The sequence below is a fragment of the Pseudomonas sp. WS 5011 genome (genome assembly GCF_012985775.1).
Classification (GTDB): Bacteria; Pseudomonadota; Gammaproteobacteria; order Pseudomonadales; family Pseudomonadaceae; genus Aquipseudomonas; species Aquipseudomonas peli.
The window spans coordinates 195,259-217,430 of sequence record NZ_JAAQXA010000007.1 but is presented as its reverse complement, the minus strand read 5'-3'; the positions used below and the strand labels follow the sequence as shown (position 1 = coordinate 217,430).

Below are 22,172 nucleotides of genomic sequence, written 5' to 3'. Positions count from 1 at the left end.
AGGAGTGGGGGCAACAGCAGCTGCGCTGGTAGACTTATCCACAGTTGCTGGTAACAAAATCAGCAATCCGCCCTGGGTCAAATTTCAATCGGCAGGGTGGGTCAATTTTCCATCAGCGCCAACACATAAGTGGTGCGTGGTGCGTTATCACTATGGTTTGGCCTGAAAACGGTTCGGCTAGTTTGCTCAGAAACCAATTACGTGTCTTACGTGCTTCGGCGGCAAGGTCGCCAGGCTTGATGCGTCGGTAGTTCTCACCAGTACGAATCAGGCGGTAATCATTCATCGTGCTTTGCGCAGTGATCGAGGCCAGTGCCGTGTTTCCTGTGGAGGAAAAATCAGTCCACGCAGTTGCGCCTAGAAATCTAACGCTACCTATTTCAACGGCATCTCGATCCAGTACCTGAACATGAGATGCCGCACAGGAACCACGCATTTTCGCCAGTGTTCCGAAGAGGTGTCCGCTGTAGTACTCATGATTCCCAGGCACATAAAGAACGGGGCAGGGAAACGCCTGCATGGCCCAGCGCACTCCTCGCGCCTTTACATTGATATCACCAGCTAGGATCACGACATCAGCATCGACAGCTGAAGGTATGAATGGGTCGAACTCGTTGTGCAAATCAGACAGCAGATGAACTCGCATCATATTCAGCCTGCCGCTTAATCAAAAAATACGAGCAACTGTTTCCGCGCTGGCTTGCTTCCGTGTACCTGCACCAAGCAGCAGGTACACGGTGTGGCGCGTTTTAAAATGGAAGCCTTCTTCGAATATGTGGAGTGGTGATGTGCGGACGAAGTCGCCGATATCCCATCTACGTTCGCTGTCGATGACGACGCCGTGAGCGAATAGGATCACCGGGTGGCGCCTTGTTTTGGCCAGTTCGGAGCGTTGCTCGTCAGTGACATCAAGATCGATCCAGATCCAGTCGCGCACGATGCAGTAATTGCCAAACGGAAAGCTGTTCCGTGCATAAGTCATGGCATCTTCATTCGACATGTCGCTTCCGGCCATGTGCTGGCCTGGTCCGTAGAGCAGGTCAGTCATTGCATCTAGTCCATTCACTGCGTTCGCCCTCATGATGAGACTGTCGGATGCAGGCTCGCCGTTGCAATTCAGCAGTCTGCCAAGATCGCTGATGCGCTTCATTTTTTGGTTATCGGATTGCGGATAAGTTGTTGTAGTCGCCGGAGCGGTTTTCTAGTTTGGGGCGCTAGGTGAAAACCTTAGTTCCCGGTCGGTAAAAATCGAAGCGAGCGTGGCCGGCTCATTTAGGTAGTCCGTTTTTCGTCGGAGCTCCTCGATTGCTAGCTCTATCCTGAGATATTCAAAATTGTTGAATAGCTCCTCCATTGGCACCTGAAACTCTGCACTGCCGGCTTTGGCACACAGAATGTGCAGGATCGCAGCTAGTGGCAGAGACAAGCTGTCGTCATCTTCCGGGCGTTTGGTGGCGAAGTTTTCTAAGCACCTGTCTGTGCTCTGCTGAAGCGCTGTCAGCCAATAGTCGCTGAGGTTGCAGGGTAGGGTTGCCTCTGGCCCGCTCATCAGGACTTCTTCTACGAAGCGTTGGTATATTTCTTTATCGCTCATGCTGTTTTAACCATTTTTACGTGCGGCTTAGAGGCACTCTGGTATGTCCGTGTTGAGTTAGCGCAGAGCGACTTTTTGTGTAAAGTCGAGTAAGCCACGAAGGGTCTCCTCATCCCCGGCCCAGCTTGGGCGCAGGGTTGAAGTTAACTCCCTGCTCAGGGCGCGCGGTTGATCGATGAGGCCCGAAAACTTCAGCGCTATTGATAATCCAGCGTGGTGGAGGAGCATGCTCATGTGTTGCCTGTTATGACGGTCATTCCGTTGAGCGGGGCGGATAAGGTCCAAAAGCGTTGGAATGTCATCGAATAGCAAGCATGGATTGCCGCTTACCGAGTCGAGACGGATGTGGATGTCTGATCCGGACAAAAGGCTCAGTACAACTGGTAGTTCGATGTCGAATCGACTTATCAAGCGCTCAAGGGTTAAAAGCAAAACGCGGTTTTTGACATCGAGAAGTGCGGATCGATCTGGATCGAGAGGGATGATTGTGGAGATGTGCACGACGTTCATATCTGTATACCTGTAATTCAGATATCTGTAATTTAGATATACATTCTGGCTTTGTCAACAGCTGGAATGCGTCTCTGTGGAAAAGTCGATTTATCGAGATGAGAACTTAGTGCTGCTTCGTATGATCAAGCAGTGTCGTACTGAGTCAGGCCTGACGCAGGCGCAGTTCGCCGAAGCGCTGGGCCGTCCACAATCCTTTACCAGCGACATTGAGCGTGGCCTTCGCAGGCTCGATCTAGTGCAGCTGCGCGATATTTGCCATGTGCTTGGGCTTAACCTTGTCGAGTTTGTGCAGCGTTACGAATCTGAGCTGTCTTCAAAGAAGGCGGGCGAGTGATCCGTCCCTCCTTCTTCTAATTCAAGTCAGGCCGCTTCTTGCTGCACGCGCTCCCAGGCTGCGGAATACAGCCCGGCTGCATCACCGCACAGTAATCTGACCGCCTGGATGCACCCGCTCAGGGGTTCGTCGGAAAGCTCATTCAAATGGGGTGTGCCGCCGAGTGCGCAGAGTAAGCCGAGAGCTGCATGCTGGCGTTGCATCGCCTCGTCATACAGCTCGGTTGCCCTGGCGTCGCTGCGAAAGCCGAACAGGCAGTTGTGCTCGCTGGAGTGTAGTGGGGTAAAGCCTGGGGATGAGTTGCTCGGCTGCATAGGGTGACCTCTAGAGTTTTAGAGACCGCCTGCATCACTTCCACATGATGGGTGGCGGCTGTATGCGGGTGTGGAAGACCGAGACTCTAGGAACTCGGCGCGCCGAAGCGCCCCGCATACAGCCACCATAACAAGTTGCTTCATGGTGCTAGTGATCCTTGAGTCAGGTCTGATGGCCCGCCCAGTCACACTATTCAGCTCTCAGGGGCTGTGCAAGTCCCCACTTTACGTCATCTGGGTGAAAAAGGCCGCCGTCATGAATGGCTTTCAAGATGACGAAAATCGCTTGTGGCAATTTTTGGAGGGAAAGAAAGCTCGCCGATATTTGGGCGGGCCTGTGTCTGTTTTCCGACGAGCGGTATGTGGCTGCCCCGGTATTTTTCTAACGAAGAGTTCATGAGGTGGCAAATCCCTACCCCAATCCTACCCCAGGCCGAATTTCAGGCACAAAAAAGGGCTACGTTTTCACGTAACCCTTTGTTTTGTATGGTGCCGGCACCAGGAGTCGAACCCGGGACCTACTGATTACAAGTCAGTTGCTCTACCAGCTGAGCTATACCGGCCTTTGAGGGTCGCCATTATATCCATTCATTTGGCTGAGTAAAGCCGTCTGAGCGTAGTTCTGTGCAGGCATTGTTATCAGTAGCTAAATCGTTATGCACATAAGCAGGGCATTTGGCACGGACGTGCGCAGACTTTGTGCGCTGGTTCGCGGTATTGGCTAAGTCTATGTTTTTACAAGCTATATTTTCAGATTAAAAAATGCGCAGCTTGGCAATATTCAGCTGGGGCGGGCTTTTGCGCGGTTTGCTCAGATTCTGTCAACAGAGTTATCCACAGATGCTGTGGGCAAGTTTTGCTGGCGTTCTGCCAGCAGTAGCAGGTTTCTCGGGCTCTGTTGGCGGCTGCAAAAGGTGCCAAGGCGCACGGTGTAGCCGTGTTCCTGCAAGTAAAGGGCGCGGTCGAGCAGTAGCCAGAGCTCCAATGGGCGGCGGAATAATCCGCGCAGCAGTTCCAGGTTGCGCACCTCGGCCAGGCGTTGCCAGCCTTGTTGTTCGAGCTGTTGCCAGTTTTGTTTCGCGGGGGTGGGTAGCTGTTTAAGTGCGGCGAGGTCTTGGCAGTAATTGACAAACGATTTGTCGAGCCAGGCTGGTGGCAGGGATGGCGTTGGCAAGTACTCGTCGATACCACGAAGTTGGCGCTGCAACAGATCGAAGGCCAGGCGCCAGGCCATGGACTGATCGCGCTGCCGACGAACGCGGGCGCCTGCAGTGACGGTTTCGCTCAGGGGGAGGCCGAGATCGTCGATAGACAGTTGCAGTGATGAGGCCTGGGCGCTTGCCGAAAGTGGCTGATAGCTCTCAGTGCTGATGCGGTTGTAGCAGCAGGGCGCCACAGCCACGTGCTGGCAGCCGGCTTGGCTGGCCAGTTGCAGCAGGCGCGTATGCAGTTCGCCGCAGGCATGCAGCGCCACGGGGGTGTGCTGCGCCTGCAGCTGCTTCGCGGCGTCGGCAGCCAGCACATCCTGCTCGATATGCTGCGCGGCGATGCCGAGTTTATGGCTGAGCTGTTGGCCACTGCTGACCAGCTGTGGGTTGTATTCCAGGCAGGTCAGGCTGCCGCCCGTGTGTGCCAGCATGCGGCCAAGGTGGCCTTTGCCGGCGCACCAGTCCAGCCAGTGTTGCGGTGTATGGGTAAAACTCAGGCTGCGGGCGAAGGCATCGATCTGCTGCCACTTGCGCCCCGGCACATCGCTGCTAAAGCGCGCAGGCAATACCGTCGCGGGTGACTGTGGTAATTCACCGATCTGGCTTAGATCATGAGCTTGGGCGGCTAGTTGCAGAAAGGGCACAGGTGCTTTCAGCAGGTGGGGCTGGTTATGTGCGGCTTCGGCATGCTCCAGGCTTTGTGCCCTAAGCCAGGAGGCCAGTTGTGGGTGCTCGGCTTCCCAGGGGATGGCGGGGTAATGCACAAATGGCCGCGGCCGCCATAGTGTTTGGTGTTCGATAAGAAAGCTATCTACTGCCTGAAAGCGCTGCAACAGGGCAACGTCTTGCAGGATCTGGGCGGGAGTTGTGGTTGGCATTATGGCGGTGCCTGAGGGTGCGAGCCCTCAGGCAATCAGCGGCCCTGGCAGGCGTCGACGCGCAGCCAGCGTTCCAGTAGCTTGAAGCCGCGCACCAGCAGGAAGGCGATCAGCAGGTAGAACATCCCTGCCGCGAAGAAGATCTCCACCGGCAGATAGGTGCGAGCGATGATGGTTCGGGCCATGCCGGTGAGTTCCAGCAGGGTCACGGTGCTGGCCAGGGCGCTGGCCTTGAGCATCAGGATTACTTCGTTGCTGTAGGCCGGCAGGCCGATACGCGCGGCGCGTGGCAGGACGATATAGAACATCGTCTTGGCGCGCGACATGCCCAGCGCACGAGCGGCTTCGATCTCGCCCGGCGGCACGGCTTGAATCGCCCCGCGCAAAATCTCGGCGATATAGGCGGCGGTGTGCAGGGTCATGGTCAGCACCGCGCACCAGTACGGGGAGCGCAGATAGGGCCAGAGCGGGCCTTCGCGCACTGCATCGAACTGCGCCAGGCCGTAGTAGACCAGGAACAATTGCACTAACAGTGGTGTGCCACGGAAGAAGAAGATGTAGCCATAGGGCAGGGCGCGCACATACCAGTGCCGCGACGCGCGGGCGATGCCCATCGGCAGGGCGAGAATCAACCCGGCGAGAACCGCGATGGCCACCAGCTCCAGGGTCAGCAGGGCGCCTTCAGACAGCCGCGGCAGCCACTTGATGATCACGTCCCAGTTAAGGGCAGTTAGGCCGCTCCACAGCGCATAGACAATAAGCGCAACGGCAACCGACCAGGCCGCGATTTCAGAGATCTTTCTCATGACGCGCTCCTGACAAAGCCACGGCTGGAGCGTTTTTCAAGGAAGTGCATGCCGATCATCGCGAGCACGGTCAGGCCGAGGTAGATAAAGGCCGCCACCATATAAAAGGTGAAGGGCTCCTTGCTGGCGGTCACGGCGATTTGCGAGCGGCGCATGATTTCTTCAAGGCCGATCACCGATACCAGTGCGGTGTCCTTCATTAGAATCATAAACAGGTTGCCCAGGCCGGGTAGGGCGATGCGCCACATCTGCGGCAGGATCAGCCGCCAGAAGATCCGTGGTTTGGACATGCCTAAGGCTTGGCCGGCTTCGCGGTGGCCTTTAGGGATGGCCAGGATCGCGCCGCGAAACACTTCGGTGGCGTACGCGCCGAAGCAGATGCCGAGGGCAATGGTGCCGGCGGCGAAGGCGTTCAGCTCAAGGCTTTCGATGCCGAGCAGGTCCGCCAGATTGCGCATCAGTTGCACGGTGCCGAAATAGATCAGCAGCACCCAGAGCAGCTCAGGAATCCCGCGCACGATGGTCGAGTAAGTACCGCCAAGCCATTGCAGCGGCTTGTACGGGGAAGTCTTGGCGAGGGCGCCGAGCAAGCCGAGCACCAGACCCAGGCACAGCGCGCTGAGCGCCAGCTTGATGGTCATCAGGGTGCCAGCAGCCAGGGCCGGACCGAATCCGTAGAGGTCGAAATTCATAGGGGCTCAGAAGCCTGCGCCGCCCGGGCGGGCGACGCAGTGCCGGCAGCTTAGTAGATGCTGAACGGGAAGTACTTGTCGTTGATCTTCTTGTAGGTGCCGTCAGCCACGATCTCGGCCAGTGCGGCGTTCAGCTTGTCGCGCAGCGCGTCACCCTTGCGAACGGCAATGCCGATCTTGTCGTTGTCGAATACCGGGTCGCCTTTGAACTCGAAGCTCTTGCCAGCGTCGCTCTTTAGCCATTCCCAGTTAACGAAGGTGTCAGCCAGCACGCCATCGAGACGGCCCGAGGACAGGTCGAGGTAGGCGTTTTCCTGGGTGTCGTACAGCTTGATGTCGACCACGCCGTTGAGGTTGTCTTCCAGCCAGGTGCCAGCGATGGTTGCGCGCTGAGCGCCGATCACTTTGCCTTTCAGGCTGGCTTTATCAGTCTTGAAGTCGCCGCCTTTCGGGGCGATGAACTGCAGCTTGTTGGTGTAGTAGGGATCGGTGAAGTCCACCGCCACTTTGCGCTCTTCGGTGATCGACATGGAGGCGATCAGGAAGTCGAATTTCTTCGCGTTCAGAGCCGGGATGATGCCGTCCCAGTCGGAGGTGACCACTTCGCACTCGACCTTCATTTTGGCGCACAGGGCCTGGCCGATTTCCACGTCAAAACCGCCGACCTGGCCACTGGCATCGATCAGGTTGAATGGTGGGTAAGCACCTTCGGTACCGATTTTCAGCTTGTCTGCGGCGACGGCGCTGGTGCCGAAGGCCAGTGTAGCGGCCGCGGCCAGCAGGATCTTCTTATAGTTCTGCATGCGTAGTTGCTCCGTGTTTTCAGTGATTGCTGGACATGAATTGTTTGCAGCGCGCCGAGTTGGGGTTGTCGAACACCTGCGCCGGGGAGCCCTGTTCTTCAACCAGGCCCTGATGCAGAAACACCACTTCGCTGGATACCTGACGGGCAAAGCCCATCTCATGGGTGACCAGTAGCATGGTGCGGCCTTCTTCAGCGAGTGCGCGGATCACATTAAGCACTTCTTGTACCATCTCCGGGTCGAGGGCCGAGGTCGGCTCATCGAACAGGATGACTTTCGGCTGCATGGCCAGGGTGCGGGCAATCGCTGCACGTTGCTGCTGGCCGCCGGAAAGCTGATTCGGGTAAACGTGACGCTTGTCGGCAATGCCGACCTTGGCCAGCAGCGCTTCGGCCATCTCGATGGCTTCGGCCTTGCTCTTGCCGAGCACACGGCGGGGCGCTTCGATGATGTTGTCGAGCACGCTCATGTGTGGCCACAGATTGAAATTCTGGAAGACAAAGCCGATCTCGCTGCGCAGGCGATTGATCTGGCGGTTGTCGGCGGCGATCAAATCACCATTCTTCGCGGCTTTGAGCTTGAGTTCCTCGCCGGCGACGATGATCTGTCCCTTGTGCGGGTTTTCCAGCAAGTTTATGCAGCGCAGGAAGGTCGACTTGCCGGAGCCGGAGGAGCCGAGGATGGAAATCACATCGCCGTCGCGAGCGGTGAGGGAGATGCCCTTGAGCACCTCAAGGTCGCCGTAGCGTTTATGCAGGTCGCGTATTTCCAGCGCGGGCGTGGCCTCGGCCATGGAGTGTCCTCTTATTCTTCGGGTGCGCTCAGGCGTTGCGTGGCCTTCCTGGCGAGGCGTCAAGCTAGCATAGCGTTTCGCTGACCGCCAAGCCGTTTACCGGCCAGGGCGTGCTTGCTCGGTCACGCTGTCGCTTGGCTGCAGTTGGCTGTCGCGCGTACACAATTTCAGTGGGGTAATCAGCGGTTGCCCGGTAAATTTCAGGCAAGAAAAAACCCCAAGGAATTTAACTTCACTTGGGGTTTCTCGGTATTCATGGTGCCCAGGGACGGAATCGAACCGCCGACACGGGGATTTTCAATCCCCTGCTCTACCGACTGAGCTACCTGGGCCAACGGGGCGCTATTAGACGGATTTGAAGGGTGGGTGTCAAGCGTGAGTTTTAAAAATATTTAATTATTACGGGCGGTTAGCTGCGAACGGAGGTTTTGCGGGGGTGTTATGGCCAGCAGGAGCGTTGGTTCCTGCTGGCCAATGTGCAGCTGTTACACGCTGGGCGGTACATAGCCGTCGGCTTGGGCGTATTCCTCGCCGGAGAGGAATTTGTCCATCTCGACCTGGAGGAATTTGCGGTCTTCGGCGTTCATCATGTTCAGACGACGTTCGTTGATCAGCAGGGTCTGGTGCTTCTGCCATTCGTCCCAGGCTTGCTTGGAAACGTTGTTGAAGATGTCCTCACCTTTGGCACCTGGGTAGGGTGGGCGGTCCAGGCCGGGGAGTTCCTGCTTGTGTTTGCGGCACTGTACGGTGCGGGTCATGGCGTTTCTCCAGTATTTGCTGCGAGTGCATCGGCCGCGCGTTTCAGCAGTTTCTTCACTGGGGCGGCGAGGCCCAGGCGCGGCGGGGTGGCGAGGTTATACCAGAGCCAGTCAGCCTCGGCCACGGCAGCAGGCGCGGCGTCGACCTGCACCAACCAGGGCTCGATAGCCAGTTGGAAGTGGCTAAAGGTGTGGGTCAGGCCACTCAGTTCGCGTTGTGCGCCGAGCTGCAAGCCATGTTGGCTGGCCAAGCTGTTGATAGCATTCGCGTGCTCCAACTCTGGCAGGCTCCACAAGCCGCCCCAGAGGCCGCTGGACGGGCGCCGGTAAAGCAGCACCTCGCCGTTGCGGTTGGCGAAGATCGGCATCAGCGTGCGTTTCTGCGGCAGCGCCTTGCGCGGTTTCGGGATTGGGTAGCGGATTTCCAGGCCGAGCAGGTGCGCCTGGCAGCCACTTTTCAGCGGGCATAACAGGCAGCTGGGTTTGCTACGGGTGCACAGAGTGGCGCCCAGATCCATCATCGCCTGGGTGTAGTGGTTGACTCTGGCATGCGGGGTATAGCGCTCGGCTACATCCCAAAGCTGTTTCGCCACCTTTGGTTCGCCGGGATAGCCTTCCTGCGCCACGTAGCGCGCCAGGACGCGTTTGACGTTACCGTCGAGGATCGGTGCACGCAGGCCCATGCTCAGGCTGGCGATGGCGCCGGCGGTAGAGCGGCCGATGCCGGGAAGTTCGGTGAGCTGGTCGACATCGCGGGGAAATTCGCCCGCATGTTCGCGCATCACGATTTGCGCGGTCTTTTGCAGGTTGCGCGCGCGGGTGTAGTAACCGAGGCCTGTCCACAGGTGCAGCACTTCGTCTTCCGGCGCTGCGGCCAGGTCATTTACCGTCGGCAATGCAGCCATAAAGCGGTCGAAATAACCGAGCACGGTACTGACCTGGGTTTGCTGCAGCATGATCTCCGAGACCCAGACACGGTAAGGCGTTATGCCCTGTTGCCAGGGCAGATCCTTGCGCCCGTGGCTGTCGTACCAATTCAGTACTGCGTCAGAAAATTGCTCGGGGCTCATCGGTTGAACAGGCCTTTGAGTGCATCTTTCAGCTCGGGGCTGACTTTATCGCCAAGTTTTTCTTCAATCTTCTCATTGAGCTTGTTGCCGGCGAGTTTGGCGGCGACTTTACCCAGGCCGTCCTGATCCAGGCGGCAGGCCTTGCCGCCCATCTCTAGCGGGCCGCGGCAGCGCACCGGCCATTCGATGCCGACATAACGCTCGTTGACCTGGCAGGCCGGGTCAGGCATTTCGCGTTGATCGCCAGTGATGGTGATGCCGGCGCGGTAGTCGAGGCCGAGGATGCGCAGGTCCAGGTCGCCCTTGCCGCTGACTGCCAGGCCCGGAATGACGGCCTTGAGGTCGGGGTTGTGCGCCACACCGTTGCGCAGGATCAGGCTGCCTTGCAGGGTCTCGAAGGGCGTGTCCTTGCCGCGCGGGTCGCTGCTCAGGGATTTGCGGTTGAGCGTGGCGATGCCACGGCACAGCTGCTGTTCCAGATTGGCGTCGACCAGTACGCCGTCATTCAGCATGAAGCTGGCGTCGCCCGTCAGGCCATCAACCCAGGCGCGCTGGCTGTTGCCGCTGGTAGTCAGGTTGGCGTTGAAGTCCAGCAGGCCTTTGACGGGTGATGGTTGGTCGGGCTTTTTCAGGAATGGCTCAACCGGGATGCTGCTGAGATTCTTCTGCACGCTGAGCAACGGCACGGCTGGGCGTACATCGATGCTGGCCTTGGCATTGAAGCTGCCGTTGCCGATAGTGCCGCGCAGATCCTGCAGGGTCAGCAGGCCGCCTTTGCTTTGCGCCTTGGCGCTGAAGTCGCTGATCACCTGCTGTTGGGCAGTGAGCTGATCGAGGCCGAGGTCGAGTTGCATGTCGAGCTTGCGCAGCAGTTCGATCGGCAGCACTTCGCTGCTGCTCCAGGCGTGCTGGGTCGGTGCGTCGGGCAGCGGTGTGCTACCGCTTTGTCCGGCACTGGCGACGCTGGCCTTGACCTCGGCCTTGCGAGCGGCGCCGGCATCCTGGGTGTCCTTGGACGGTGCCGGCAGGTAGCGGTCGAGGTTCAGCTGGTCGCCCTTGAGCTGCACGCGCAGGGCCTGTTTGGCGAAGTCGGCTACCGCCAGTTGCCCGCTGAAGTGGCTGTCATCCAGGGTCAGCTTGAGGTCTTCAAGAGTCAGGCCGTTGTCGGTGCCGCTGAGGCGGGTGACCAATTCGAACTGGCTGAGGGTCTTGTCATCGTTCATCGGTGGCAGTTTCTGGCCGATGGTGGCGAGGAACTCGCGCAGGTTGAGTGGCGCGATGGACAGGCCACCGCTGAGTTTTGGCTGCTTGTCGAGGTCGCGGATTTTCAGCTCGCCCAAGGCGCGCAGCTGGTTGCCGGAGAGTTTCAGGCTGTTCCATTCGGCAACCTGGGCGGCCAGGTCGACCAGCAGCTGGCCCTGCGCCGAGTAGGTCAGGGTCTGGCCATCGAAGGGCTCGCCGGACACTTCGCCGGAAAATTTGGCGTCTTCCAGCTGATAGCGCTTGAGGGCGCGGTCGAAGCGCAGTTCGCCTTGCAGCTCGCTACGGGCGCGCAGCACCGGTTTGTTGAGGCCGAAGAAGGCGCTGAGTTTGACCGGGATGCCAGCACCTTCACGGATCGCCCCGGTGGTCAGCTGGATGCTTTCTGCGCTGAATTGCTGGCCTTTCTGTGCGTCGTGGTAGTCGATGCGCGCGCTGTTGACGATCAGGCTGTCGATATCCAGTTTCAACGGCTGGCTGCTTTCGCCTGGCTCGGTGGCTGGTCTGTCGGTCTGTGCGCTATCGGTGCTCGGTGCTTGGGCGTCGGCTGTTGGAGTCGTGGCGCTGGCCGGTTTGCCGACGTCTTCCCAGTTGCTGCGGCCTTTCTCGTCGCGCTGCAGGTTGAGGTTGAGGCCATCAATGCGGATGTCGCTCATCTGCACTTCTTTGTGCAGCAGTGGCAGCACGCGTACCGACAGGCCGAGCAGGCGCAGGTCGGCGAACGGTTTGTCTGGAGTGCTGACGCTCGCGAGGGTGGCGTCGGTCAGCTCCAGGCCGAGCCAAGGGAACAGGCTCCAGCCGATATCGCCCTTGAGGGTCAGCTCCAGGTTGGCCTTGTCGCGTGCAAGTTGGCGAATTTCATCTTTGTAATCGTTGGGATCGAACAGGTGGGTAAGGGCAAAGCCCAGCGCCACGATGATCAGCAAGAGCCCGAGAAAAAACAGGCCGAGAATTTTGCCGAGCGCTTTCATGTGCGAATCCTTGTTTCGAAACGAGATGGTGAAGAGCTGCAATTCCAGCCGGCGAGTATAGCGCCAGCGTTTTTACCTTGACCGCCGACAGTCCCGTTTACGCGGTGATTTTGCAAGCGGCTTTTGCAGGTGCGCAGCGTGGCTGGCTCTGGTCGGGCCCGTCGCGCCTGGGCTTTCTAATCGTCTGCTCTGGCAGTTGGATAGGCAAGTTGGGGGCCGGTTCCCTGCTCGGGGTGAGTTTCCCCACGCGCTCGCGCAGGCTGCGAGGCTTCGGTTGGGCTAATAGTCTGTGCCTCTGATCGCCGCCGGTAGCCGCCCAGGCGGATGCCCGCCTATAATGCCAGCCTTTTTCCGTGGGCAATTTCTGGAGCTGGTGATGGCCGAACGTACGGCATCCGTCGAGCGCAATACCCTGGAGACCCAGATCAAGGTCTCGATCAACCTGGATGGGACTGGTAAGGCCAAGTTCGATATTGGCGTGCCGTTCCTTGAGCACATGCTCGATCAGATCGCCCGTCACGGCCTGATCGATCTGGATATCCAGTGCAAGGGCGACCTGCATATCGATGACCACCACACCGTGGAAGACGTCGGCATCACTCTTGGGCAGGCTTTTACCCAGGCCATCGGTGACAAGAAGGGCATGACTCGTTACGGCCATTCCTACGTGCCGCTGGATGAAGCGCTGTCGCGCGTGGTGATCGACTTCTCCGGCCGTCCAGGCCTGCAGATGCACGTGCCATATACCCGCGCCGTGGTCGGCGGCTTTGATGTCGACCTGTTCCAGGAGTTCTTCCAGGGCTTCGTCAACCATGCTCTGGTCAGCCTGCACATCGACAACCTGCGTGGCACCAACACCCACCACCAGATCGAGACGGTGTTCAAGGCATTCGGCCGCGCCCTGCGCATGGCCGTGACGCTGGATGAGCGCATGGCCGGGCAAATGCCGTCGACCAAGGGCTGCCTGTAAATGCAGACAGTTGCAGTAATCGACTACGGCATGGGCAACCTGCACTCGGTGGCCAAAGCCTTGGAGCACGTCGGTGCCGGCAAGGTGCTGGTGACCAGTGATGCCCAGGTGATTCGCGAAGCCGATCGCGTGGTATTCCCCGGTGTGGGTGCGATCCGCGATTGCATGGCCGAGATCAAGCGCTTGGGCTTCGACAGCCTGGTGCGTGAAGTCAGCGCGGATCGGCCGTTTCTCGGCATCTGCGTGGGCATGCAGGCGCTGCTGGAGCACAGCGAAGAGAACGATGGCGTTGATTGCATTGGTCTGTTCCCCGGCAAAGTGCGCTTCTTCGGCAAGGACATGGTCGAAGACGGCGAGCCGCTGAAGGTGCCCCACATGGGCTGGAACGAGGTGGCGCAGTCGGTCAAGCACCCGCTGTGGCACAACATTCCGGACCTGGCGCGTTTCTACTTCGTGCACAGCTATTACATCGAGGCTGGTAACCCCAAGCAGGTGGTCGGCCGTGGCCATTACGGCAAGGACTTCGCCGCGGCGCTGGCTGAAGGCTCGCGCTTTGCCGTGCAGTTCCACCCGGAAAAAAGCCACACCCACGGCCTGCAGCTGCTGCAGAACTTCGCCGCTTGGGATGGCCGCTGGTAAATGAGCCGGCCCAAGCAAAAGCCGCCGCTGATGACCTTGAGTGCCGAGCAGGAGCGTGAAGCCTGCCTGGTGCTCAAGCGGTTCATGGCCGAGCGCTTTGAGCTGGAGCTGGGCAGTTTCGAGGCCGCTGAGGTGCTCGAACTGTTTGCCCGCGAGATTGCACCGCACTACTACAACCGGGCGATTTTTGATGTGCAGGCTCACCTGAAAGAACGGTTCGAGAGCATCGAAAGCGACCTCTGGGCACTCGAAAAGAGCTGACCCACCGAATTCACACGACTTGAGCAGGTTCAACCGATGCTGATTATCCCCGCTATCGATCTGAAGGACGGCGCCTGCGTGCGTCTGCGCCAAGGCCGCATGGAAGACTCCACGGTGTTTTCCGATGACCCGGTGAGCATGGCTGCCAAATGGGTCGAGGGCGGCTGCCGTCGTCTGCACCTGGTTGACCTCAATGGTGCCTTCGAAGGCCAGCCGGTCAACGGCGAAGTGGTCACCGCCATCGCCAAGCGCTACCCGACCCTGCCGATCCAGATTGGCGGTGGCATCCGCACTCTGGAAACCATCGAGCATTACGTGCGCGCTGGTGTCAGCTACGTGATCATCGGCACCAAAGCGGTGAAAGACCCGCAGTTCGTCACCGACGCCTGCAAAGCCTTCCCCGGCAAGGTGATTGTCGGCCTGGACGCCAAAGATGGCTTCGTCGCCACCGACGGTTGGGCGGAAGTGTCGACTGTGCAAGCGACTGACCTGGCCAAACGTTTCGAGGCTGATGGCGTCTCGGCCATCGTTTATACCGACATCGCTAAAGACGGCATGATGCAGGGCTGCAACATCGAAGCCACGGCGGCCCTGGCGGCGGCCAGCCGTATCCCGGTGATCGCCTCCGGCGGCATTCATAACCTGGGCGATATCGAGAAGCTGCTGCTGGCGCGTTCGCCCGGCATCATCGGCGCCATCACCGGCCGTGCCATCTATGAAGGCACCTTGGATGTGGCTGAAGCGCAGACCTTCTGCGACAACTTCAAGGGCTGATTCGTCTGCTCTGGCGGTGCACGCTGCCTGGGCGGCCCCGCGATACCCTACGGAAATACCGATATGGCACTGGCTAAACGCATCATCCCCTGCCTCGACGTGGACAACGGCCGCGTGGTCAAGGGCGTTCAGTTCGAGAATATCCGCGACGCCGGTGACCCGGTGGAAATCGCCCGGCGTTACGACGAACAGGGTGCTGACGAGATTACCTTTCTCGACATCACCGCCAGCGTCGACGGCCGCGACACCACGCTGCACACCGTCGAGCGCATGGCCAGCCAGGTGTTTATCCCGCTAACTGTCGGTGGCGGCGTGCGCACCGTGCAGGACATCCGCAACCTGCTGAATGCCGGCGCGGACAAGGTGTCGATCAACACCGCTGCAGTGTTTACGCCGGAGTTTGTCGGCGAAGCCGCTTCGCGCTTCGGCTCGCAGTGCATCGTCGTGGCCATCGACGCGAAGAAAGTTTCCAAGCCGGGCGAAGCGCCGCGCTGGGAAATCTTCACTCATGGCGGGCGCAAGCCCACCGGCCTTGATGCGGTGCTCTGGGCCAAGAAGATGGAAGACCTCGGCGCCGGTGAAATCCTCCTGACCAGCATGGATCAGGACGGCGTGAAGAGCGGTTACGACCTCGGCGTGACCCGCGCCATCAGTGAAATGGTCGGCATCCCGGTGATTGCCTCCGGTGGCGTCGGCAACCTGCAGCACCTGGCAGACGGCATCATCGAAGGCAAAGCAGCGGCCGTACTAGCGGCGAGCATCTTCCACTTCGGTGAATACACCGTCCCGGAAGCCAAGGCCTACATGGCCGCTCGCGGGATTGTCGTGCGTTAAACCTCGCTGGCCGGCAGCCCTGTCAGCGAGTTGGCAGGTCAGTGAGCGTTGCTGCCTTGTGCGAAGGGGCAACGAGTTGTGCGCCAGCGTCACCCCGTAAGCCGTTTCCCGTAAGGGCTGTTCAAACCGCTGCGCATCGCACTCAATGCCGTACGTTTGCCGTGCGCGTATGACGATTGTTGTGACTGCCCTGAATCAGAGCTGGATTAGACATGCAAGTTGATGCTGTTATTACTTGGGTTGATGGAGGCGACGCCAATTGGCGGGCCAAGCGTGAATATCACTCAGGTGAACCGCACCAAGACTTTCTGCCCTTTGCCAACGGCGAGGGCCGCTATCGAGATAACGACGATTTGTTGTTTTTGCTTCGCTCGATGGAGCAGTTCTGGGGCATAGACGGCAACATCTTTATTGTCACCGATCAGCAAGTACCGGACTTTATCGCGGAGCACCCTCGGCTGCGCATCGTTGACCATTCGCAGATTCTGGATGCGCGCTATCTTCCGACATTCTCATCCCGGGCGATCGAATCGGCGCTGCACCATATCCCCGACCTAGCGGAACACTTCGTTTCATTCAACGATGATCAAATGCTAACTCGGTATGTTCAGCCCAAAGACTTTTTCAGCGCGGTTGGCGCTATGGTGTTCTTAACCCGAGAGGCTATTCCAACCAGTGATGCCGATCTACAGCTGTCGGGTCATAACGATGCCAGTAACGCACGGCACTGGATGCAAAAAAACTATGGCGCATCGAGCATCGCGTTCATCCCTGAGCACGCCCCCAAAGGCATTCGTAAGAGCTGGATGATGGAGCTTGAAGCGGCGCACCCTGATATTTTCGACGAGGTCCGTCAGGAAAAATTCAGGCGCAGGACAGGTCAAAGCATCCTGGCTAATTTATACCTTGATTGGTGTGCGACCCATGGACGAGCAGATATTGACTGGGAGCAGTGCCGCTACCTGTTCACCGATGATGTGGAGAATGACCGGGTGGCGTCGCTGCTTGACTCGCTCGGGCGTCATCTATGCATCTGCATCAACGACACGACTGACGACCGCTCAGACATCGCAAAAATGCGCGATAAGCTGGATCGAATACGCACAGAGCTGTTCCCGCGTCCGAGTTACTTTGAATCATCACGCGGCTCCGCATCTGTTAGCTCATAAGCTCGCGCACCCTCAGATGTAATCGCGCCTTGTGGTCCCTAGTTGCGTAGACACCCCAAACCTCACCATGTGCCGCCGCTAGGCGGAGCTACAAATACGCCCGCGTGGCCCCACTCATTTAAAAATGAAGCAATTAACGGCTAGCTCGGCGATGTCTACATGTGGCCGCTGGTTTGGGCCTATCAACAGGCAGCCCTGCCGGCCACTGCTGCGGGCGAGTCGACAGCAAAATGTCGACTCGCCCGCTAAAATCAGATTGTCTGCGTTCGGGTTGATACTTTCAGCATCCCGCAGCGCCCCTCTTTCTATAAATGGCATTTCCAAACACGGAGTTCTTATGTCCGCTATCCGGCTATTCACCGCAGTGTGGCTGTTGTGTGCTGTCAGTCTGGCTCGTGCGGAGCCTCTGGTTCTGCTTACTGAAAACCTGCCGCCGTTCAGCATGGCGGCTAACGCCGGCAACTTCGCCAAGGATGCTGATGTTCAGGGCATCAGCAGCGACACGGTGCGGGCGCTGTGCAGCAAGGCGCAGCTTGAGTGCCAGATGATCCTGCGCTTCCCGTGGGATCGTCAGTACAAGCAGGCATTAGAGAACAAAGGGTATGGGGTGTTTTCCACGATTCGTACGCCGGATCGTGAGTCGTTGTTCAAGTGGGTTGGGCCGATTGCCGTGAGCGACTGGGTGTTGCTGGCCAAGGCCGATAGCAGCATCACGTTGAACAGCCTGGATCAGGCCGGTGCCTACAAGATCGGCGGTTATCGCAATGATGCGATTTCACAGTTTCTGATCGACCGTGGCGTGACGGTACAAACCAGCCTGCAGGACAAGGAAAACCTCAACAAGCTGGAGAAGGGCGTGATCGACCTGTGGGCCACCGATGAAGTCGGCGGGCGCTACATGGCTAAGCAGTCGCCACTGGGTGCGCTCAAGGTGGTACATCGCTTTAACAGTGCTGACCTCTACTTGGCGCTGAATAAAGAGACACCCGATGATGTGGTGCAGAAGTTGCAAAAAGCCTTGGACGATATGCGCGCTCAAGGTGGATTGACCGCTATCAAAGACGGTTATCTTTAACCCGCTGCTGTCGATCTCCTCGGCAAACCTGGGCTGGGCTTAGCCGGACGTGCTGGGTATGCTTGCATGCTCAGCCCAACTATCGATGTGAGACATCATGTTTAAACACTTACTAGCCGCCCTTGCCGGCACAGTTATGGTGCTTGCGGGCAGTGCTCGGGCCGAAATTGACCCGAACTACCGCATGGTTCTACTGACCGAGAATTTCCCGCCTTACAACATGGCGATCAACGGCAAGAACTTCGCTCAGGAAGACAATATTGACGGCATTGCCGTGGACATCATCCGTGAGATGTTCAAGCGTGCCGGCATTCAATACAACATGACCCTGCGCTTCCCTTGGGACCGCATCTATAAGCTGGCGCTGGAAAAGCCTGGCTATGGCGTGTTTGTTGCGGCGCGCTTGCCGGAGCGTGAGGCGCTGTTCAAGTGGGTCGGTCCGATTGGCCCGGATGACTGGGTGTTGCTCGGCAAGGCCGATAGCAGCATTACCCTGAACAGTCTGGATGACGCTAAACAGTACAAGGTTGGCGCCTACAAGGGCGACGCGATTGCCGAGCACTTGGTGGAAAAAGGTCTGGAGCCGATTACCGCTCTGCGCGACACGGAAAACGCCAAGAAGCTGATGGCCGGTCAGATTGATCTGTGGGCCACCGGCGACCCCGCCGGCCGCTACCTGGCCAAGCAGGAAGGCATCTCCGGGCTGAAAACCATTCTGCGTTTCGATAGTGCAGAGTTGTATCTAGCGCTGAATAAAGAAGTGCCGGATGAAGTTGTACAGAAGCTGCAAGCCGAGCTGGACAAGATGCGCAGCGAAGGTTTTGTCGACGATATTCTGAACAACTACCTGTAATACGCAAAACCAGTGGGCCGGTCACAAACCGGCCCGCGGCCATGGATGGTTGACGCCACGTACCATACGTCGCCGGGCACCCGCCCGAGCAAGGATGCCGCTAGCCATAATCACAATTCATGCGAGCGGAATGACCTATGTTGAAAACCCTGAAAGCCAGCCTGTTGTTCGGGCTTGTTCTGAGTGCCTGTGCTGCCCGTGCAGAGCTTCCAGCCGATTACAAAGTGGTGTTGCTGACCGAGAACTTCCCGCCGTTCAACATGGCTGTGGATGACAAGAACTTTGCCCGTGATGACGGTATCGACGGCATCAGTGCCGAGATTGTCCGTGCGATGTTCAAGCGTGCCGGCATCAACTACACGCTGACCCTGCGCTTCCCTTGGGACCGCTTGTACCGCCTGACCCTGGACAAACCCAACTACGGCTTGTTCTCCACCACGTTCACCGCCGAACGTCAGCCTCTGTTCAAGTGGGTGGGGCCATTGGCTAAAACAGGTTGGGTGCTGCTGGCGGCGCCGGGTAATAACGTCAGTGTCGCTAGCCTCAAAGATGCAGCGCAGTATCAAATTGGCGCCTACAAAAATGACGCGGTTAGCCAGCATCTGGAAAGCCAGGGGCTGAGTCCGGTCAATGCGTTGCGTGATCAGGAGAACATCAAGAAGCTGCTCAGCGGCAAGATCGACCTGTGGGCTACCACTGATCCCGTGGGGCGCTATCTGGCCAAGCAGGAGGGCGTCAGTGGTCTGAATACCGCGCTGCGCTTTAACGAGGCTGAGCTGTACCTGGCGCTTAACAAGGACACCCCGGATGAGGTGGTGCAGCGTCTGCAGAAAGCATTGGATGAACTGCGCGCCGAAGGCTTTATTGATGAGATGACCAATAACTACCTGTAGTCTCAGGCGTTATAAAAAAGCCCGACCTTGATTACTCAAGGTCGGGCTTTTTTAGTGCTGTGCCTCTAAAGGTGAAGGCTAGTCGCCGCGGGTGACGCTCAGGCCCTTGAGCAGGTTGAGGGCTTGGCTGAGCTGGTAGTCGTCATCCTGTGGGCGTGCCGGTGCGCTGGTCTTGCCTTTGCTCGGCTTATCGGCACCGCCGTTGCCATTGCCCAGGTGACCTTGCAGGTCGGCTTCCTTGATGGTTTCGTCGCCCTGTTCGCGAGTCAGCTTGGCGCGCGCCACTTCGATGTCCGGCACGATGCCTTGAGCCTGAATCGAGCGGCCGTTAGGCGTGAAGTACAACGCCGTGGTGAGCTTCAGGGCTCGATCATTGTTCAGTGGCAGCACGGTCTGTACCGAGCCCTTGCCGAAGCTATCAGTGCCCATCAGCACGCCACGTTTGTGATCTTGCAGGGCACCGGCGACGATTTCGGAGGCCGAGGCGCTGCCGCCGTTGATCAGCACGACCAGGGGCACGCCTTCGCTGGCGTCGGCCGGGTCGGCATTGAAGCGCAGTTCGGAGTTGGCGATGCGTCCTTCGGTGTAGACGATCAGGCCTTTCTTGAGGAAGTGATCGGTGACTTCCACGGCTGCCTGCAGCACGCCGCCAGGGTTGTTACGCAGGTCGAGCACTAGGCCGCGCAGCTTCTTGCCGTTTTCCTTGCGCAGTTTGGCCAGGGCTTTGCCGACTTCTTCGCCGCTGTTGACCTGGAACTGGGTGATGCGTATGTAGCCGTAGCCATCGTCAAGCAGCTGGCTCTTCACGCTCCTGACCTTGATCACGGCGCGTGTCAGTTCAACATCGAAGGGCTTGCCGCCTTCACGCACTAAGGTCAGTTCGATGTCACTGCCAGCTTTGCCGCGCATCTTCTCCACGGCTTCCATCAGCGATAGGCCCTTGGTGGGCTGGCCGTCGATCTTCACGATAAGGTCGCCTGGCTGGATGCCGGCCGCAGAGGCTGGGGTGTCATCAATCGGCGAGACCACCTTGAGGAAGCCATCCTCGGTGCCGAGCTCAATGCCCAGGCCGCCGAATTCGCCGCTGGTGCTCTCCTGCAAGTCGCGGAAGGCTTCCGGCTCCAGGTAGGCCGAGTGCGGGTCAAGGTTGCTGAGCATGCCCTTGATCGCGTTTTCCAGCAGGGTTTTGTCCGTGACCGGCTCAACATAGGCGGACTTGATGCGATCCATCACCTCGGCAAAGGTGCGCAGGTCGTCCAGCGGCAGTGGCGCGCTGTCGTTGGCGGTGGCCGGTGCTTCGGCTGGCGCGGCAAAGGCGGCAGTGCTACCTAGCAGGGTAACGGCCAGCGCGAGGGCGGTGAGGCGGAACAGATGCGGCATGTCGAACTTACTCCTGTCCTGAATCGGTAATCGCAGCACTTATCCTTGTGCGCGGCACCATTGAGCGGGGTCGATCGGGCGGCCCTGCTGGCGAATTGCGAAATACAGTGCTGAGGTTTCCTGGCCACCGCTGTTGCCAACGGTGGCGATGGCTTCGCCGGCCTTGACCACATCCCCGGCGTCTTTGAGCAGGCTCTGGTTATGCCCGTAGAGGCTCAGGTAACCGTTGCCATGGTCGAGAATGACCAGAAGCCCGGCGCCACGCAACCAGTCGGCAAACACCACGCGCCCGCCATGCACGGCATGCACCTGGCTGCCAGCGGAAGCGCCGATCAGCACGCCGTCCCATTTGGTACGGGCATCGCCGCCACGCGGTGTGCCGTAACGGGCCACCAGGCGACCATTAACCGGCCAGGGCAGTTTGCCGCGCGCTTTGGCAAATGGGCCGCCGAAGCTGGCGCCAGAACTTACCAGTGGACCTGTCGGCGCGGAATTAGTGCTGTTGCGCGATTGTTCACGTTCGGCGAGCAGGGCTTGTTGACGCGCGGCTTCAGCTTCACGGGCCTGGCGGGCAAGGGTTTCTTCAATGGTTTTCAGCACGCGGGCAAGGTTGGCTTGTTCCTGCTGGCGGGCCTTGAGCTTCTGGTCGCGGGCGGAAAACTCCTTGTTTAGCTTGGCTAGGGCCAGCTGACGCTCCTTTCGTACGCTGGCGAGCTGTTCGCGGCGGCCATCCAGAGCACTTTTCTGCTCCAGTAACTGGTTCTGCTGGTTGGCGATATCCTGCTCGACGTTAGCCAGCTGGCGCAGGGTTTCATTGAAGGTCGCAAGTTGTTCCATGCGCGCTTCGCTGAGGTAGTCGTAGTAGGTCAGGGTGCGTGAGAACTTTTCTGGGTTCTGCTGGTTGAGGAGCAGCTTGACGTACTCCTGGCGCCCGCTCTGGTAAGCGGCGCGCGCCTGGATGCCGATCAGGCGTTGCTGTTCAAGGCGCGCGCCCTCAAGTTTTTTTTTCTCGGTACCGAGGCGCTGGATTTCCTCTTCGCTTTTTTTCAGGTCCTGCTGCAGGCCTTTGACCTGCTTCTCCAGTTGGCCCATCTCGCTTTCGGTTTTCTTCAGGTCTTTCTGCACGCCGGATTTTTCCTGCTGCAGCTTTTCCAGCAGTTGCTTTAGCTCGGCGACATCGGCGCGCGCGGCATCCAGTTGCTTCTGCGCATCGCTCTTCTCGTCGGCGATCGCAGGCGTCAGCAGGAGGGTCAGGAAAATAACGGCGAGGGCACGAAACATGGGGCGGGCGACACCTGAATTAAGAACGCACCTAGTATGCCTAAAAAAT

General features: G+C 58.8%; 25 protein-coding genes and 2 tRNA genes. 10 read left to right on the top strand and 17 right to left on the bottom strand.

The window, feature by feature from the left end:
• Positions 1-112: 112 nt before the first annotated feature.
• From HBN63_RS10530 to HBN63_RS10515, 4 genes are all read right to left on the bottom strand, one after another.
• Complete coding sequence (locus HBN63_RS10530; RefSeq protein ID WP_170049375.1) at positions 113-646, bottom strand: metallophosphoesterase family protein; 534 nt, start codon at positions 644-646, stop codon at positions 113-115.
• A 21-nt stretch (positions 647-667) separates the two neighbouring features.
• Positions 668-1,048 (bottom strand): hypothetical protein, encoded by a 381-nt coding sequence (locus HBN63_RS10525; protein WP_170049374.1) that lies wholly within the window; start codon positions 1,046-1,048, stop codon positions 668-670.
• Between the two features lie 153 nt (positions 1,049-1,201).
• Positions 1,202-1,594 carry a hypothetical protein gene (locus tag HBN63_RS10520; RefSeq protein WP_170049373.1) on the bottom strand — a complete coding sequence of 131 codons (393 nt, stop codon included), beginning with the start codon at positions 1,592-1,594 and terminating at the stop codon, positions 1,202-1,204.
• A 57-nt stretch (positions 1,595-1,651) separates the two neighbouring features.
• The gene (locus HBN63_RS10515) at positions 1,652-2,104 is read right to left on the bottom strand and encodes a hypothetical protein (RefSeq protein WP_170049372.1); all 453 of its coding nucleotides are present in this window, start codon (positions 2,102-2,104) and stop codon (positions 1,652-1,654) included.
• A gap of 76 nt (positions 2,105-2,180) precedes the next feature.
• On the opposite strand from HBN63_RS10515, the gene HBN63_RS10510 reads away from it, so the two are divergent.
• Positions 2,181-2,441 (top strand): helix-turn-helix transcriptional regulator, encoded by a 261-nt coding sequence (locus HBN63_RS10510; protein WP_003281024.1) that lies wholly within the window; start codon positions 2,181-2,183, stop codon positions 2,439-2,441.
• A 26-nt stretch (positions 2,442-2,467) separates the two neighbouring features.
• On the opposite strand, the gene HBN63_RS10505 is transcribed toward HBN63_RS10510, so the two are convergent.
• From HBN63_RS10505 to HBN63_RS10455, 11 genes are all read right to left on the bottom strand, one after another.
• A complete protein-coding gene (locus tag HBN63_RS10505) occupies positions 2,468-2,755 on the bottom strand; it encodes a hypothetical protein (protein WP_003281025.1) in 288 nt (95 codons plus the stop codon).
• A gap of 487 nt (positions 2,756-3,242) precedes the next feature.
• Positions 3,243-3,318 (bottom strand) — tRNA-Thr (locus HBN63_RS10500).
• 248 nt (positions 3,319-3,566) lie between these two features.
• Positions 3,567-4,841, bottom strand: a complete 1,275-nt coding sequence (locus HBN63_RS10495) for a methyltransferase (protein WP_170049371.1) — start codon at positions 4,839-4,841, stop codon at positions 3,567-3,569.
• 35 nt (positions 4,842-4,876) lie between these two features.
• Positions 4,877-5,647, bottom strand: coding sequence for an ABC transporter permease (locus HBN63_RS10490; RefSeq protein ID WP_170049370.1), 771 nt, complete (start codon positions 5,645-5,647; stop codon positions 4,877-4,879).
• Positions 5,644-6,339: an ABC transporter permease gene (locus HBN63_RS10485; protein ID WP_090254729.1), complete on the bottom strand. Its 696-nt coding sequence runs from the start codon at positions 6,337-6,339 to the stop codon at positions 5,644-5,646. Before HBN63_RS10485 ends, HBN63_RS10490 begins: the two co-directional genes overlap by 4 nt.
• Positions 6,340-6,389: 50 nt before the next feature.
• Complete coding sequence (locus HBN63_RS10480; protein WP_090254731.1) at positions 6,390-7,142, bottom strand: ABC transporter substrate-binding protein; 753 nt, start codon at positions 7,140-7,142, stop codon at positions 6,390-6,392.
• A 19-nt stretch (positions 7,143-7,161) separates the two neighbouring features.
• Positions 7,162-7,935, bottom strand: a complete 774-nt coding sequence (locus HBN63_RS10475) for an ABC transporter ATP-binding protein (RefSeq protein ID WP_090254733.1) — start codon at positions 7,933-7,935, stop codon at positions 7,162-7,164.
• A gap of 256 nt (positions 7,936-8,191) precedes the next feature.
• Positions 8,192-8,267 (bottom strand) — tRNA-Phe (locus HBN63_RS10470).
• A 153-nt stretch (positions 8,268-8,420) separates the two neighbouring features.
• Entirely contained in the window at positions 8,421-8,693 is a 273-nt protein-coding gene (locus tag HBN63_RS10465) for an oxidative damage protection protein (protein ID WP_170049369.1), read from the bottom strand.
• On the bottom strand, positions 8,690-9,763 hold the full coding sequence (mutY, locus tag HBN63_RS10460) for an A/G-specific adenine glycosylase (protein WP_170049368.1): 1,074 nt from the start codon (positions 9,761-9,763) through the stop codon (positions 8,690-8,692). The genes HBN63_RS10465 and mutY overlap by 4 nt, the downstream gene beginning before the upstream one ends.
• Positions 9,760-11,994, bottom strand: coding sequence for an AsmA family protein (locus HBN63_RS10455; protein WP_170049367.1), 2,235 nt, complete (start codon positions 11,992-11,994; stop codon positions 9,760-9,762). The genes mutY and HBN63_RS10455 overlap by 4 nt, the downstream gene beginning before the upstream one ends.
• Positions 11,995-12,370: 376 nt before the next feature.
• Between HBN63_RS10455 and hisB the strand changes: the two genes are divergently transcribed.
• The 9 genes from hisB (at position 12,371) to HBN63_RS10410 (ending at position 19,462) form a co-directional block, all read left to right on the top strand.
• Positions 12,371-12,964, top strand: a complete 594-nt coding sequence (gene hisB / locus HBN63_RS10450; protein ID WP_160089776.1) for an imidazoleglycerol-phosphate dehydratase HisB — start codon at positions 12,371-12,373, stop codon at positions 12,962-12,964.
• Positions 12,965-13,603 carry an imidazole glycerol phosphate synthase subunit HisH gene (gene hisH / locus HBN63_RS10445; protein WP_090254742.1) on the top strand — a complete coding sequence of 213 codons (639 nt, stop codon included), beginning with the start codon at positions 12,965-12,967 and terminating at the stop codon, positions 13,601-13,603.
• Complete coding sequence (locus tag HBN63_RS10440) at positions 13,604-13,864, top strand: DUF2164 domain-containing protein (protein ID WP_170049366.1); 261 nt, start codon at positions 13,604-13,606, stop codon at positions 13,862-13,864.
• 36 nt (positions 13,865-13,900) lie between these two features.
• Positions 13,901-14,638 carry a 1-(5-phosphoribosyl)-5-[(5-phosphoribosylamino)methylideneamino]imidazole-4-carboxamide isomerase gene (hisA, locus tag HBN63_RS10435; RefSeq protein WP_090254746.1) on the top strand — a complete coding sequence of 246 codons (738 nt, stop codon included), beginning with the start codon at positions 13,901-13,903 and terminating at the stop codon, positions 14,636-14,638.
• A gap of 63 nt (positions 14,639-14,701) precedes the next feature.
• Positions 14,702-15,472, top strand: a complete 771-nt coding sequence (gene hisF / locus HBN63_RS10430) for an imidazole glycerol phosphate synthase subunit HisF (RefSeq protein WP_090254748.1) — start codon at positions 14,702-14,704, stop codon at positions 15,470-15,472.
• A gap of 212 nt (positions 15,473-15,684) precedes the next feature.
• Positions 15,685-16,641, top strand: coding sequence for a stealth family protein (locus HBN63_RS10425; RefSeq protein ID WP_170049379.1), 957 nt, complete (start codon positions 15,685-15,687; stop codon positions 16,639-16,641).
• A 337-nt stretch (positions 16,642-16,978) separates the two neighbouring features.
• On the top strand, positions 16,979-17,716 hold the full coding sequence (locus HBN63_RS10420; RefSeq protein ID WP_170049365.1) for a transporter substrate-binding domain-containing protein: 738 nt from the start codon (positions 16,979-16,981) through the stop codon (positions 17,714-17,716).
• A 97-nt stretch (positions 17,717-17,813) separates the two neighbouring features.
• Complete coding sequence (locus HBN63_RS10415) at positions 17,814-18,569, top strand: ABC transporter substrate-binding protein (RefSeq protein WP_090254752.1); 756 nt, start codon at positions 17,814-17,816, stop codon at positions 18,567-18,569.
• Between the two features lie 137 nt (positions 18,570-18,706).
• A complete protein-coding gene (locus HBN63_RS10410; RefSeq protein ID WP_160089766.1) occupies positions 18,707-19,462 on the top strand; it encodes an ABC transporter substrate-binding protein in 756 nt (251 codons plus the stop codon).
• A 78-nt stretch (positions 19,463-19,540) separates the two neighbouring features.
• Here HBN63_RS10410 and HBN63_RS10405 read toward each other — a convergent pair whose 3' ends face one another.
• Positions 19,541-20,842 carry a S41 family peptidase gene (locus HBN63_RS10405; RefSeq protein ID WP_170049364.1) on the bottom strand — a complete coding sequence of 434 codons (1,302 nt, stop codon included), beginning with the start codon at positions 20,840-20,842 and terminating at the stop codon, positions 19,541-19,543.
• Between the two features lie 39 nt (positions 20,843-20,881).
• Positions 20,882-22,123, bottom strand: coding sequence for a murein hydrolase activator EnvC (locus tag HBN63_RS10400; protein ID WP_170049363.1), 1,242 nt, complete (start codon positions 22,121-22,123; stop codon positions 20,882-20,884).
• Positions 22,124-22,172: the final 49 nt, after the last annotated feature.

What these genes read in the sequence shown, in the direction of transcription:
- HBN63_RS10530 (WP_170049375.1), bottom strand. Translation starts at nt 646, where the DNA reads ATGCGAGTTCATCTGCTGTCTGATTTGCACAACGAGTTCGACCCATTC.
- HBN63_RS10525 (WP_170049374.1), bottom strand. Translation starts at nt 1,048, where the DNA reads ATGACTGACCTGCTCTACGGACCAGGCCAGCACATGGCCGGAAGCGAC.
- HBN63_RS10520 (WP_170049373.1), bottom strand. Translation starts at nt 1,594, where the DNA reads ATGAGCGATAAAGAAATATACCAACGCTTCGTAGAAGAAGTCCTGATG.
- HBN63_RS10515 (WP_170049372.1), bottom strand. Translation starts at nt 2,104, where the DNA reads ATGAACGTCGTGCACATCTCCACAATCATCCCTCTCGATCCAGATCGA.
- HBN63_RS10505 (WP_003281025.1), bottom strand. Translation starts at nt 2,755, where the DNA reads ATGCAGCCGAGCAACTCATCCCCAGGCTTTACCCCACTACACTCCAGC.
- HBN63_RS10495 (WP_170049371.1), bottom strand. Translation starts at nt 4,841, where the DNA reads ATGCCAACCACAACTCCCGCCCAGATCCTGCAAGACGTTGCCCTGTTG.
- HBN63_RS10490 (WP_170049370.1), bottom strand. Translation starts at nt 5,647, where the DNA reads ATGAGAAAGATCTCTGAAATCGCGGCCTGGTCGGTTGCCGTTGCGCTT.
- HBN63_RS10485 (WP_090254729.1), bottom strand. Translation starts at nt 6,339, where the DNA reads ATGAATTTCGACCTCTACGGATTCGGTCCGGCCCTGGCTGCTGGCACC.
- HBN63_RS10480 (WP_090254731.1), bottom strand. Translation starts at nt 7,142, where the DNA reads ATGCAGAACTATAAGAAGATCCTGCTGGCCGCGGCCGCTACACTGGCC.
- HBN63_RS10475 (WP_090254733.1), bottom strand. Translation starts at nt 7,935, where the DNA reads ATGGCCGAGGCCACGCCCGCGCTGGAAATACGCGACCTGCATAAACGC.
- HBN63_RS10465 (WP_170049369.1), bottom strand. Translation starts at nt 8,693, where the DNA reads ATGACCCGCACCGTACAGTGCCGCAAACACAAGCAGGAACTCCCCGGC.
- mutY (WP_170049368.1), bottom strand. Translation starts at nt 9,763, where the DNA reads ATGAGCCCCGAGCAATTTTCTGACGCAGTACTGAATTGGTACGACAGC.
- HBN63_RS10455 (WP_170049367.1), bottom strand. Translation starts at nt 11,994, where the DNA reads ATGAAAGCGCTCGGCAAAATTCTCGGCCTGTTTTTTCTCGGGCTCTTG.
- hisB (WP_160089776.1), top strand. Translation starts at nt 12,371, where the DNA reads ATGGCCGAACGTACGGCATCCGTCGAGCGCAATACCCTGGAGACCCAG.
- hisH (WP_090254742.1), top strand. Translation starts at nt 12,965, where the DNA reads ATGCAGACAGTTGCAGTAATCGACTACGGCATGGGCAACCTGCACTCG.
- HBN63_RS10440 (WP_170049366.1), top strand. Translation starts at nt 13,604, where the DNA reads ATGAGCCGGCCCAAGCAAAAGCCGCCGCTGATGACCTTGAGTGCCGAG.
- hisA (WP_090254746.1), top strand. Translation starts at nt 13,901, where the DNA reads ATGCTGATTATCCCCGCTATCGATCTGAAGGACGGCGCCTGCGTGCGT.
- hisF (WP_090254748.1), top strand. Translation starts at nt 14,702, where the DNA reads ATGGCACTGGCTAAACGCATCATCCCCTGCCTCGACGTGGACAACGGC.
- HBN63_RS10425 (WP_170049379.1), top strand. Translation starts at nt 15,685, where the DNA reads ATGCAAGTTGATGCTGTTATTACTTGGGTTGATGGAGGCGACGCCAAT.
- HBN63_RS10420 (WP_170049365.1), top strand. Translation starts at nt 16,979, where the DNA reads ATGTCCGCTATCCGGCTATTCACCGCAGTGTGGCTGTTGTGTGCTGTC.
- HBN63_RS10415 (WP_090254752.1), top strand. Translation starts at nt 17,814, where the DNA reads ATGTTTAAACACTTACTAGCCGCCCTTGCCGGCACAGTTATGGTGCTT.
- HBN63_RS10410 (WP_160089766.1), top strand. Translation starts at nt 18,707, where the DNA reads ATGTTGAAAACCCTGAAAGCCAGCCTGTTGTTCGGGCTTGTTCTGAGT.
- HBN63_RS10405 (WP_170049364.1), bottom strand. Translation starts at nt 20,842, where the DNA reads ATGCCGCATCTGTTCCGCCTCACCGCCCTCGCGCTGGCCGTTACCCTG.
- HBN63_RS10400 (WP_170049363.1), bottom strand. Translation starts at nt 22,123, where the DNA reads ATGTTTCGTGCCCTCGCCGTTATTTTCCTGACCCTCCTGCTGACGCCT.